9 protein-coding genes are annotated in these 13,601 nt (G+C 39.1%); 8 read left to right on the top strand and 1 reads right to left on the bottom strand.

Features of this window, described 5'->3' with window-relative positions; all coding sequences use genetic code 11:
• Window positions 1-77: 77 nt before the first annotated feature.
• Window positions 78-2,498, top strand: a complete 2,421-nt coding sequence (locus EZ456_RS19890) for a TonB-dependent receptor (RefSeq protein ID WP_131533178.1) — start codon at window positions 78-80, stop codon at window positions 2,496-2,498.
• A gap of 143 nt (window positions 2,499-2,641) precedes the next feature.
• On the opposite strand, the gene EZ456_RS19895 is transcribed toward EZ456_RS19890, so the two are convergent.
• A complete protein-coding gene (locus tag EZ456_RS19895) occupies window positions 2,642-3,862 on the bottom strand; it encodes a metallophosphoesterase (protein WP_131533180.1) in 1,221 nt (406 codons plus the stop codon).
• Window positions 3,863-4,077: 215 nt separating this feature from the next.
• Between EZ456_RS19895 and EZ456_RS19900 the strand changes: the two genes are divergently transcribed.
• The 7 genes from EZ456_RS19900 to EZ456_RS19930 all read left to right on the top strand — a co-directional run bounded on the left by EZ456_RS19900 (window position 4,078) and on the right by EZ456_RS19930 (window position 13,049).
• Entirely contained in the window at window positions 4,078-4,524 is a 447-nt protein-coding gene (locus EZ456_RS19900; RefSeq protein WP_029275042.1) for an RrF2 family transcriptional regulator, read from the top strand.
• Between the two features lie 809 nt (window positions 4,525-5,333).
• Window positions 5,334-7,424 (top strand): HEPN domain-containing protein, encoded by a 2,091-nt coding sequence (locus EZ456_RS19905; protein ID WP_131533182.1) that lies wholly within the window; start codon window positions 5,334-5,336, stop codon window positions 7,422-7,424.
• A gap of 104 nt (window positions 7,425-7,528) precedes the next feature.
• A complete protein-coding gene (cobA, locus tag EZ456_RS19910) occupies window positions 7,529-8,299 on the top strand; it encodes a uroporphyrinogen-III C-methyltransferase (protein WP_131533184.1) in 771 nt (256 codons plus the stop codon).
• Complete coding sequence (locus EZ456_RS19915; RefSeq protein ID WP_131533186.1) at window positions 8,283-9,794, top strand: TSUP family transporter; 1,512 nt, start codon at window positions 8,283-8,285, stop codon at window positions 9,792-9,794. Before cobA ends, EZ456_RS19915 begins: the two co-directional genes overlap by 17 nt.
• Window positions 9,795-9,796: 2 nt before the next feature.
• Window positions 9,797-10,498 (top strand): phosphoadenylyl-sulfate reductase, encoded by a 702-nt coding sequence (locus EZ456_RS19920; RefSeq protein ID WP_131533188.1) that lies wholly within the window; start codon window positions 9,797-9,799, stop codon window positions 10,496-10,498.
• A gap of 175 nt (window positions 10,499-10,673) precedes the next feature.
• Complete coding sequence (gene cysD / locus EZ456_RS19925) at window positions 10,674-11,618, top strand: sulfate adenylyltransferase subunit CysD (RefSeq protein WP_131533190.1); 945 nt, start codon at window positions 10,674-10,676, stop codon at window positions 11,616-11,618.
• A 180-nt stretch (window positions 11,619-11,798) separates the two neighbouring features.
• On the top strand, window positions 11,799-13,049 hold the full coding sequence (locus tag EZ456_RS19930; protein ID WP_131533192.1) for a sulfate adenylyltransferase subunit 1: 1,251 nt from the start codon (window positions 11,799-11,801) through the stop codon (window positions 13,047-13,049).
• Window positions 13,050-13,601 lie beyond the last annotated feature (552 nt).

Below are 13,601 nucleotides of genomic sequence, written 5' to 3' on the forward strand. Positions count from 1 at the left end.
GTCAATAAATATTTAATTTATTTTATTTGGATTTAATCTAAATAAATGATTGCTTTGCGCAAAAAAAATAATAGTAAATGAAAAATCTATACTTAATTGCAATCCTGATCTGTGGATTTATCTTTACAGGTAAAGCACAAACAGTTACCGGAAAGGTAATCGGAGAAACCGCTCCACTTGCTGGGGCAAATATTAAAGTTGATGGCAAAACTGCATCAGCTACAACAGGGGCTGATGGTAGCTTTGAACTGAAGCTAACAGAGGGTGCTTACAAATTACAGGTAAGTTATGTGGGCTATACCACCGTGATTCAAAAAGTGAGTTTGGCCAAAAACCAGACCGTTAATTTAACCATTAACCTAAGCCCTAAGGCCAATATGCAAGAGGTTGTTGTGGTTTCATCCCGTAAACCGACTAAAATCAGCGAGATACCCGGTACAGTTTGGGTAGTAGATGGCGCTAAAATCCAGGAACAGGCCAGGGCAGGTATACCTTTTAAACAAACCTTGGCTCAATTGATCCCGAGTTTGGATGCTGGCCCCGAGGGACGTACCAATTACGGCCAAAACCAACGCGGTAGGGATGCATTAGTGATGATTGATGGGGTATCGTTAAACAGTACACGTGGGGTAAGCCGTCAGTTCGAATCGATAGATCCTTTCAACATCGAGCGTATTGAGGTTTTATCAGGCGCAAGTGCAGTTTATGGCGGTGGAGCAACAGGTGGTATCATCAATATTATTACCAAAAAAGGACAGGATAGCCAGCCAAGTTTCACTACGCAGGTTGGTGTACGCAGTGGTTTAAAAGAAAAAAGTGATCACGATGTACGTGTAGCACAGGCTATTTCTGGTGGTAGCAAAGATTGGAACGGACGTATCGGTATGGCTTTCCAAAAAAACAATGCTGCGTATGGGGCTGATGGGAAACAGATTTTTACTGATATCACACAAACAGATCTTCAGTATAACCAATCATTCGATTTTTTCGGAAGTACAGAATTTAAATTAACCGAATATCAAAAATTATCGGTGAATGCGCAGTATTATAATTCAGGTTATCGTGGAGATAAAGATCTGTTTTTAGGTACAAATTATGCTGGCTTATTGTCAAATCCTTCACTTTTAGAAATGAGAAACGGTTATGCATCAGATGTTGACCCAAAAACAAGCAGGGCCAATATCAATGCCAATTACCAGGCCAGTGATATTTTAGGCGGACAAACATTGTATGTACAGGCTGCTGCCAGAAACGAGCAGTTCAGCTTTCACCCATTCCCAGGGCAAGCGGCAATACCGCAAAGACTTTACAGTAGTTCATCCATCCAAAATACGAATTACAGTGCTTTAAAACTGGTATTGAACAAAGATTGGAGCAGGTTGAATCTTACTTATGGTATTGATGCCGATAACGAGAACTTTAATGCGCAGCAAGCCTTATTCGACAGAACAAAAGCCTTTACTTCAGGCGGTTTAAACAACACTACAATAGCTACCATTGCCCGCTATCCTAACTTTAGGGTGAACGGTTTATCAGGGTTTTTACAGGCACAGGTTAAGGTAGCCGATTTTTTAACTTTATCTGGAGGTGTGCGTCAACAACGCATGTTTGTTAAAGTTGGCGATTTTGTGGGTACTGCTGCAGCTGTTCCTTTGGCTTATGGTGTTGGCAGAACAGCTACAGCCATTGCTGGTGGCGAAAACCACTATGATGTAAATTTATTAAATGCTGGTTTGGTATTTAAAATCAGTGCACCTCAGCAAGCTTGGTTTAATTTCTCTCAGGGATTTAACTTAGCCGATCCGGCTAAATATTACGGACAGGGAACTTACACTTTAGCTGGTACCAACTGGAACTTGGGTAATTCGATTAATGTTGGCAGTTCGCCTCTAACAGGTATTAAAACAGAACAGTACGAAGCGGGTTACCGCTACCGCACAGGTGTATTTAATGCACAGGTAGCGGGTTTTTACGCTTTATCTGATAAAAACGTGAAAACCAATAGCACTTTCAATATTGAAGTTTTTGATGAAAAAGTAAGAAATATCGGTGTTGAAGGTTCATTATCTTTAAACCTGAAAAATGGTTTCGAGGCAGGAGCAAACGGTTTGTATATCAAAACACAGAAACAGAATACCGATGGTACTTGGGCTTTACAGGATTTAACTGTGGCCAGTCCATCAAAAATTGCAGGCTATCTTGGTTATAATGGTAAAGTATTCGGATTAAAAGCACAGGTTTTCCATTCATTCGATTCGAAAGATGATATTGGAACTGGCAGAGAATTAAAAGGATATACGACTGTTGACCTCTTGGGTTCAGTAAAAGTATTTACTGGAAGCCTATCATTCGGGGTACAAAACCTGTTGAACAAAAATTACCAAACCATCTGGAGCCAACGTTCGGTATTGTTGTATCAGGCTTTGGCCAAGCCAGAAACATTTTATTATGCAGGCCGTGGCCGTACGTATAACTTGACTTATACACTTAATTACTAAACGGCTCGTCATTCCCAACCCGATAGCTATCGGGTTGGGAATCGTAATGCTATAGCCAGACTTGTTGATTGCATTAAGATTCCCGCCTGCGCGGGGATGACGATCGCATAAACAACAAATGCCTCATTGGAGGCATTTGTTGTTTATTTCCGTTTCAACTCAATTACCGTAATCTCCGGCCAGATACCAATCCGGCCTGAAAAACCCAGGAAACCGAAGCCTCTGTTTACATTCAAATATCTCCCGTTTTCGGTTTTAATACCCGCCCAATGTTTATAACGGTATTTTACCGGACTCCATTTAATGCCAAAAGCTTCGATGCCAAACTGCATGCCGTGTGTATGTCCAGCCAATGAAAGTTGGATTTTTGAAGGATAATTTTTTACCTGTGCATCCCAATGTGAGGGATCGTGCGATAAAAGGATCTTGAAATCGTTAACCGATGTATTTTGAAGTGCTTTGTTCAAATCGCCACGCTCTCCAAAACCAACACCCCAGTTTTCTATTCCGGCCAATATAATTTTCTCTCCGTTTTTATGCAACTCTAGATGTTCATCCAACAAAAGTTTAAAACCAAGATCTTTATGGTAGGCTTTTAACTGGTTTAAATTCTGGATTTTATCGACTTCAGTAGGCCATTTGATGTAATCGCCGTAATCGTGATTGCCCAGAACCGAAAATTGGCCGAAAGGGGCTTTAATCTGCGAAAAATGCCCAATGTAGGGCGCAATTTCCGATGAAGCATTATTTACTAGGTCGCCGGTAAAAACAAATAGGTCGCTTTTTTGCGCATTGATCATATCAATACCTTTTTGTACCGCTTTAGGGTTGGTAAAACTTCCGGCATGCACATCAGAAATCTGGGTTAAGGTAAAACCGTCAAAACTGACAGGCAGATCATCAAAATACAAAGTATGTTTAATTACGCGGTAAGCATATTTTCCTTGGGTAATGCCGTACGCAAATAGGGCAATGGTTAAACAGAACATTACAAAGGCAAAATCTACCCAGTAATTGCTGCGGCCTAAAATGTGAAAACCTTCTGGCTGAAAATTAGTCGCCAAAGCTAATAGTAGCCTATAAACATCGCCAAGAAGTAGAAAAAATGCGAAGACTATTTCTGCAACAAAGATGATCAAAAAGGCATGGCTGATAATCTGGAAAAACCGGTTCATGCCCTGGATGCGCATTTGCTGAATAGCATATAGCAGAGAGAAAGTTAGCCCTACAATAAAGACCCAGAAAATAGGACTAAGCCAGGTAGATTGATTGATGGTGCCCAGGCCAGATAAAACATAGGCATTGAGGGCAAAAAATATGATTGCAACGATGATGAGCGGCAATAGATTGAGTTTTCTTTTCATTGTTAAAAATCTGTGATCAGAATGTGTGGTAAAAATAGAATTTAAACGCTGATAAATACTTACTGTTACGGTTACTGATTATTTTTACGCTCGTTTGATTAAAGCGATTATCGTTATTATGCGTTATATTTATGAATATGATAGTATGTTGAATTAAAATCAACTTCCTGTTGCATATTTTATAATTTACTTTCTTTTATTAGCTTTGTGCGAATATGCTGTCCAAAAAAACAAAATATGCCATTAAAGCGCTTGTTGCGCTTGGTAAAAATTTAGATAAACCACCAATGCAAATTTCGAAGATTGCAGAGGAGGAGCATATCCCGAAAAAATTCTTAGAACAAATTCTGCTCGATCTGCGTAATGCCGGCTTTTTATACAGTAAAAAGGGTGCTGGTGGTGGCTATAGCTTGAACAAAAAACCTGAAGAGATTTTATTGGTACATGTAATGCGTGTAACCGATGGTCCCATTGCTATGGTTCCCTGTGCCAGTTTAAATTTCTACCACAAATGTGATGAGTGTGTAGATGAGAAAACCTGCGGAATAAGAAGTGCCTTTATCGATGTTAGAGATGCTACGCTTAAGGTTTTAACCGAAACCAGCATTGCTGACGTAATCGGGCGAGAGGATAACCTGAAAATCGGTATCGTTAATTTATAATATTCATTTTCGCGAGGCTCAATCCGTAATGCTGAACTTGTTTCAGCATCCTTTATGCATAAAAACCAGTTATCTAAACCAGTAGCACTAAGTTAACGGTAATAATTAGATGCGCTCAATTGAGTTAGATGGTAGATATTATTTTTGAAAAGCAGGGTCCAGTGCATTTCGGTTACAATAGTCCTGCTACCGCTGCAAGTCCTCGCTCATGCTTCACTGTGGGCTTTCCGCTATATCAGGTTTAATCGGCAAAGACTTCCGAAGTTTCAAAGGAGCAGAGTGTAGGCAACTTCGGAAGTCTGGTTACTTTTTGCAATTCCGCGTTAGGGATTGTAAGGGTTCAGTGCCGATTAAGCATCTGTTTTTATTTAATTATGGTATGCTTGCTTGTTTCACAGGTCTTCATCGGTACCGGAGCGCAGCGCAGCCCTGCGAAGTATGACCCTTTCCCGATTCATCGGGATTAGGGGAACGCCCAAATCAGTTGGCAATTTTCAGTTTGCAATTTTTCAGTTTTCGGTTGGCAGTTTTCAACTATACTTATTTCTATTACAAACCTCACAGGTTTCGAAAACCAGTGAGGTTTAACAAAATATCGTAAAATTTTTCAAAATAAATTACGACTATTCCTATATACTTTATATATTTGGCGTATGAACTTCAATTTTATACCTAACAAGTTAATCGCTAAGCTAATAATGTGTTGTTGTAAAACGCAGTAATAGGAGCCTACAGATAATTTTATGTATAAAATATTGAATGCTTCTCGGTAACAGGGAAGCATTTTTTGAATAAAGCTAACAACACATATGCAAAGTTTCAGAACAGAACTCGAAAATCCGATCGTCGAGCAGGACATCATCGATTTAGAGAATAAGATTAAAGCTTTTAGAGATGGAACCATCCACGACGAAAAGTTTAGGAGCCTCCGCTTAGCCCGCGGCGTTTACGGACAAAGACAGCCCGGTGTACAAATGGTGCGCATTAAATTGCCTTTTGGTAAGGTAACTTTTAAGCAGTTATTGCGTATAGCCGATATTGCTGACGAGTACGGAAGTGGAAATTTACACTTAACCACCCGTCAGGATATTCAGATTCACTATGTGAGTTTAGACCGTACTCCCGAGCTTTGGGCTAAATTGGAGCAGGACGATATTACGCTTCGCGAAGCTTGTGGAAATACCGTGCGTAACGTAACGGCTTCTCCAAACTCTGGAATCGACGCTGAAGAGCCATTTGATGTTTCGCCTTATGCACAGGCAGTATTTGCGTACTTTTTGCGTAACCCAATCTGTCAGGAAATGGGAAGAAAGATTAAAATTTCCTTTTCTTCCAGCGATAGAGATACGGCCTTTAGCTACATTCACGATTTAGGTTTTATTCCTAAAATTAATGAAAATGGCGAACGTGGATTTAAAGTTTTATTTGCAGGCGGTTTAGGTGCACAGCCTTTTCTGGCCAATGCCGTTCACGAATTTTTACCTGAAGATCAGTTAATTCCGTTTACAGAATCTGTTCTTCGCGTATTCGACCGTTATGGCGAACGCACCAACCGAAATAAAGCGCGTTTAAAATATTTAGTTCAGAAATTAGGCTTAGAAGAAGTTTTGCGTTTGGTTGCCGAAGAGCGTATTGCCAACAAGGTAAAAACCTTTAAAATAGATATCAATACAGTACCTCAGCCGACTTTGCCTTTAGAACAAGAATATCCTGCGGTAGAAATATTAAACGAAGCCCATTACAAACACTGGTTAGCCACTAACGTAATTGAGCAGAAACAAGCTGGGTTTTACGGTGTTTATGTAAAAGTTCAGGTAGGGGATATAAAAACAGATAAAGCAAGGGCATTTGTTGATGCCATCAGGTTATATGTGGCCGATGAAATCAGGATTACCCAAAACCAGGGATTGCTGTTAAAGTTTGTACGTAAGGAAGCATTGCCTTCATTATATTCGGCTTTAAATAAAATTGGTTTTACCACAGCTGGCTTTGATAGTTTGGCTGATATTACCACTTGTCCTGGTACCGATACCTGTAATTTGGGTATTTCCAACTCAATGACCCTGGCCGAAGTTTTGGAAGAGGTGATTTATACCGATTTCCCTGAGTTTATTTACGAGAAAAACATCAAGATCAAAATCAGTGGATGTATGAACTCTTGCGGTCAGCACGGCTTGGCTGAGATTGGTTTCCATGGAAGTTCGGTAAAAGCTGAAGGAAAAGTTGTCCCGGCCGTTCAGGTGATGTTGGGCGGTGGTACCGTAGGTAACGGTGTAGGTAGAGTAGCAGAACGTGTAATTAAAGTACCTTCTAAAAGGGCAACAAGTGTTTTACATTTTATTTTAAATGATTTTAAAGCCAATAACCTGGAGGATGAGAACTTTCACCAATATTATGATAGAAAAGGTAAAGACCATTTTTATCAATTATTAAAACCATTGGCTGATTTAACCAATCTTAAAACAGAAGAATTTGTAGATTGGGGACACGTAGAAGAGTTTGTGACTGCAATTGGTGTAGGCGAGTGTGCTGGTGTAGTGATCGATTTAGTTGCTACTTTATTGTTAGAAGCTGATGAAAAATTTGGTTGGGCAAAGCAAAACCTAGATAAAGGTGCTTATGCCGATGCCATTTATCATACTTACAGCACTTTTGTAAGTGCTGCAAAATCTTTATTGTTAGATAAAGGCGTAAACAGCAGCACACAGGTAGGTGTGATCCGCGAATTTGATAACCACTATGTAGAAACAGGAGAATTTAATTTATCTACCAATTTCTCTGACCTGGTTTTACAGATTAACAAAAACGAACCAACAGCCGAGTTTGCTCAGAAATATTTTGAAGAAGCAAATCAATTTTTAAATCAGATTAAGGAAAAAAGGGCTGTATTAGCGAAATGAGATTTGAGACTATAGATATGAGATTTGAGAACTGCAGACGCTAAACGCCATGCGCCAAACAACTCTTCATCCAGTCATTCAAAATTCAATAATTAAAAAGAAACATGGTTAATCAAAATATAGAATCAAGAATTACACTTTTAGGCGCTGGTCCTGGAGATCCTGATTTATTAACGCTAAAAGGTGTAAAAGCATTGCAAACTGCTGATGTGGTTTTGTACGATGCCTTAACCAATGAAGCTTTATTGGAGCATGCCCCAGCAGAAGCTATTAAAGTTTATGTAGGAAAACGTTCAGGTGAGCATTCTTACCCTCAGGATACCATCAATAAATTAATGATTGATTATGCTTTAAATTACGGACACGTAGTGCGTTTAAAAGGTGGCGATCCGTTTGTTTTTGGCAGAGGTTACGAAGAATTGGATTATGCGGCATCTTACAGCATTCCGGTAAGTGTTATCCCGGGTATTTCGAGTTCTATCGGGGTTCCGGGTTTACAACAGATTCCGGTTACACACCGTGGCATGAGCGAAAGTTTTTGGGTAATCACCGGAACAACAACTTCTGGAGAAGTTTCGGCAGATATTTACCAGGCAGCACAATCTAATGCAACTGTTGTGGTACTCATGGGACTTAAAAAATTACCGAAAATTGTTGAAATTTTTAAAGCCGCAGGCAAACATCATTTACCAACTGCAGTGGTTCAGAACGGATCGGCAGAAGATGAAAGATTAGTAGTAGGTGTGGTTGAAACCATAGAAGGTTTGGTGCAACAAGAAAATATTAAAGCGCCTGCTTTATTAATTTTTGGAGAAGTTGTATCATTACATCCATCATTTAAGAAATTAATTAAACAATATGCAAGTATTGCCTAACCAACCTAATAATGCAGATTCTTTTTCGGAAGAAGAAAAAGGTAACCAGCTTTTTCCGGTTTTTGTAAAGCTGAACAAGCTGCGTACATTATTAATTGGTGCAGGAAATATTGGGCTCGAGAAGTTAACAGCAATTGTAAATAATAGCCATAGCGCTACCATTACCATAGTTGCAGAGATCGTATCGCCAGAAATTTATACGCTTATCGCAAATTATCCGCTCATAAAAGTTAAGCAAAAAAGTTTTGATGTAGATGATCTGAACGATATTGATATCGTTTTTGCCGCAACCAATAACAATATTTTAAATGAAGAGATCAGGAAGGTTACGCACGAGCATGGCTTGTTGATTAATGTGGCTGATAAGCCAGAACTGTGCGATTTCTATCTGGGGTCAATCGTTCAAAAAGGTGATTTAAAAATTGCGATTTCTACAAATGGAAAATCGCCAACCATAGCCAAACGTTTAAAGCAGATTTTAAACGAAGGTTTGCCAGCCGAGTTGGATGAAACTTTGCAGAATATGAGTGCCTTGCGTCAAACTTTAAACGGCGATTTTTCTGCAAAGGTTAAAAAACTAAATAAGGTTACACAAAGTTTAATTAACCCTAAAAAAAGCTTTGCTGAGCGGAATATTAAGTGGCTAATCTGGGTAGCGTCGGTTTTACTGATCGGTGCGATTGGTTTTTCTTTGTGGAATACCGAGCCAGAATTTCAAGCGTTTTTGATCAATATTGATCCATTATTCTATTGGTTTTTAGGTGCAGGGTTTTTATTCGCACTAATTGATGGTGCAATCGGAATGTCGTATGGTGTTACCACCGCATCATTCTCGCTAGCCATGGGTTTGCCTCCGGCATCAGCAAGTATGGCGATCCACATTTCTGAGGTAATGAGTAATGGAATTGCGGGGTGGATGCATTACCGTATGGGTAACGTAAACTGGAAGTTATTCAAAATTTTAATTCTTCCAGCAATAATCGGTGCAGTTTTAGGCGCCTATATTCTTTCTTCATTAGAACATTATAGTGCTTATGTTAAGCCTATCGTGGCGGTCTATACCTTGTTTTTAGGTGGAATTATTTTAATGAAAGCCTTTAACGTTAAAAGGAAAAAAGCCGATCAAAAAATTAAAAAAATTGGCTTATTGGGCTTTGTTGGCGGTTTTATCGATGCTGCATTTGGTGGTGGCTGGGGTTCGATTGTATTATCGAGCTTAATTGCAGGCGGCAGGCACCCATTGTTTTCGTTAGGAACAGTAAAAATCAGCCGTTTTTTTATTGCCACATTAAGTTCACTAACATTTTTTACCATGTTAGGTGGCAAACACTGGGAAGCTGTTTTAGGCTTGATTATTGGTAGTGCAATCGCATCACCAATCGCAGCAAAAGTATCGAACAAAATTTCGGCAAAAACCATTATGGTTGCCGTGGGGATTATTGTGATGATTGTTAGTTTGCGCAGTGTAATTATGTTTATTTTAAAATTAATTTAGTGATGAAGAACCTAGAGGAGATAAAAGCAGAACTGGCAGGTTTAAGTACAATTGATAAACTGAAATTTTTGGCAGATAAATACGCCGACCGCATTATATTCTCGACCAGCTTTGGTTGGGAGGATCAAGCGATTACGCATTTAATTTTTTCCAACAATATTCCGATCAAGGTTTTTACATTAGAAACTGGACGCTTGTTTCCAGAAACCTATTACGTTTGGAACCGCACCTTAGAAATTTATAACAAACCCATTCACGCCTATTATCCTCAAAATGAATTGTTGCAGGATATGGTGAATACCAAAGGCCCGAGCAGCTTTTACGAATCGGTAGAGAATAGAAAAGAATGTTGTTACATCCGTAAAATCGAACCTTTAAAAAGAGCATTAAAGGGTAATGAAATCTGGGTAACAGGAATCAGGGCTGATCAAAGTGCCAACCGTGAAGATATGCACGATTTAGAATGGGACGAAGGAAACCAATTGGTTAAATTCCATCCTATTTTCGAATGGACTTTAGATGATGTGAAAGCATACATTAAAGAAAACAACATTGTTTACAATACACTGCACGATAAAGGTTTCCCAAGCATTGGTTGCGCCCCGTGTACAAGAGCAGTACAGCCAGGCGAAGATTTTAGGGCCGGAAGATGGTGGTGGGAAGACCAGAGCAAAAAAGAATGCGGATTGCACACAGCTTCTTGATGCGTACAAATCATCATCCGATAGCTATCGGATGCGAGGCCGGATAAGTGTGAGCCAGCCTATGCCGATTTATCGGTAAAGCAATCTTTTTGAGAAATAGATTAAAAATAAATGTCATTACAAGAAGCAAAATAGATTGCCGCGTCGGCTGAAAAGCCTCCTCGCAATGACGATAATGGAAATACAACAACAACAACAAAGACAACATTTTATAATGAGTACATATAATTTTGATTATTTAGATGAACTAGAGGCCGAGGCCATTCACATTTTACGTGAAGTAGCAGGTCAGTTTGAAAAACCAGCCTTGTTGTTTTCGGGTGGAAAGGATTCGATTACTTTAGTTCGTTTGGCAGAAAAAGCTTTCCGTCCGGGGAAATTCCCTTTTCCTTTAGTACATATTGATACAGGCCATAATTTTGAAGAAACCATCACTTACCGTGATCAAATGGTAGAAAGAATTGGTGAAAAATTAATCATAGGTTCTGTGCAAGAATCTATTGATCAGGGTAAAGTAGTGGAGCAAACTGGTAAAAATGCCAGTAGAAATGCTTTACAGACGGTAACCCTGCTCGATACCATTGCAAAATACCAGTTTGATGCCTGTATTGGCGGTGCGCGTAGAGATGAGGAAAAAGCAAGGGCAAAAGAACGTATTTTCTCTGTTCGTGATGAATTTGGTCAGTGGGATCCAAAACGTCAGCGCCCTGAACTTTGGAACATCTATAACGGTAAGATCCACAAAGGTGAAAATATCCGCGTATTCCCGATCAGTAACTGGACGGAACTTGATGTTTGGAATTATATCCGCAGAGAGAAAATAGATTTACCAAGTATTTATTTCTCGCACGAACGCGATTGTATCACCAGAAACGGACAACTTATGGCAGCTTCTCCATTTTTAAATATGGATAATGAAGATGTGGTAGAGCGCAAACAGGTGCGTTTCCGTACGGTAGGCGATATGTCTTGTACTGCTGCTGTAGAATCTGATGCAACTTTGATTGATGATATTATTTCTGAAATCAGCGCTTCTAAAATTTCAGAACGTGGTGCCCGTTTGGATGATAAAGTTTCTGAAGCCGCAATGGAAGACAGAAAAAAAGGAGGATATTTTTAAGAGAGATTTGAGTATTGAGATGTGAGAACTTTGCAACCGTCTAACATCTCAAATCTATTATCTCGAGTCAAAAAAAATAAACATATTAAAATTTTAAGAGCGATTTGAGCATTGGGATGTAAGATTTGAGAACCTTGCATCTGTCTAATATCTCATATCTATTATCTCATATCAAAAAAAATGAACATATTAAAATTTTTCACAGCAGGCAGTGTAGATGATGGTAAGAGTACCTTAATCGGGCGTTTGTTATACGATACAGATTCTATTTTAGCCGATCAATTAGAAGCTTTACAAAGCTCCAACCGCAAAAATGATGACGGATCAATAGATTTAGCTATCCTAACCGATGGTTTAAGGGCAGAGCGTGAGCAAGGCATCACCATTGATGTAGCTTATAAATACTTTCAGACCAAAAAACGCAAATTTATTATTGCCGATACCCCTGGTCATATTCAATATACAAGAAATATGGTTACAGGTGCTTCTACAGCCAACCTGGCCATTATCTTAATCGATGCCCGTAACGGCGTGGTAGAACAAACCATCCGTCACTCGTATATCGTTTCTTTATTGGGTATTAAACATGTAGTGGTTTGTATCAACAAAATGGATATGGTTGATTATAGCGAAACGGTTTATAGCGCAATCATAGAGAAATATAAGACTTTGGCCCAACAGCTTAAACTCGCAGACGTTACTTATATTCCGGTAAGTGCTTTAAAAGGCGATAATATTGTGCAGACTTCTGAACATATGGATTGGTACGAAGGAGAGAGTTTGTTACATTTCTTAGAGAAAGTTGATACCGATAACCTGGATAAATCGCAATTGGCCCGCATGCCTGTGCAGTGGGTTGTGCGTCCACAAACAGCAGAGTTGCATGATTACCGCGGTTATGCCGGTAGGGTACTAAGTGGTACTTTTAATTTAAATGATAAAGTTACAGTATTGCCTAGTGGCGCGAGTTCTACGGTGGAGAAAATTGAATTTTTTGATCAAACGCTTGATGCAGCGCACGCTGGCCAGTCGGTTATTATCCACTTAAAAGATGATGTTGATATTAGCCGTGGTGATACCATTGTAAATGCTTCGGCATTGCCACAAGAATCGAAGCTGATTGAAGCAGACCTTTGTTGGATGGATGGCCGCGTATTAGATACTTCTATTATGTACAATATTCAGCACAACAGTAAAATCACCCGCTGTAAAATCAGTGAAATTCTGCACAAGGTTGATATTAATACACTTGAAAAACATGCTGCCGAAGAATTTAAATTGAACGATATTGGCCGTGTGATTATTAAAACCGCTGATGCTTTGGCCTTCGATTTATACGATGATAACCGGGCAAATGGTTCAGCCATTTTGGTTGATACGCGTACAAACTTAACCGTTGGTGCTTTAATGTTTAGGGCAGCAGTAGAGTAGAAAGGATGATATAAGATGTGAGATGGAAAATGATGAACGCTGCATTTCAACTCACTGATATTAAAATCCTACGATCCTGAAAATCTTAATGTGTGATGGAGGATATAATCAAGAGAACCACAACCAAATATAATAATGAAGACTTTAGGTTTTTAATCTAAAGGGAAAGCAATTTCAGCGGGGCACCAGATATGGTAGCCCCGTTTTTCGTTAATGAATTTTTTAAATATAGGCGCTTTAAATTTTTATATCTTAACCTGTTGGCGGAATTAATTTTTAAAAATAATTATATGCATCCTAATAGGGTGCATTTTTTTTGACAATGAAATCCTTAATAATTTATAATCAATAGAATTTTATAGATTTGTGCTGGCCAAAATTTTTGGCTAAAAAATTATAGAAGCGTTAGCTTATTCTTGCCTTTAGAAATCTGGTAAATTTCAAATCGACGGCACACGAATAGAGTTTTAATGCCTACGTCAAAAGCGTGGGCTGAACTTGTTTGTGTCGTCGGCTTTACCAGAGCCTCTAAAGGCAGATGAGATTTCAGTT

Origin of the sequence: Pedobacter psychrodurus (assembly GCF_004331735.1) — a bacterium.
Lineage (GTDB): Bacteria > Bacteroidota > Bacteroidia > Sphingobacteriales > Sphingobacteriaceae > Pedobacter > Pedobacter psychrodurus.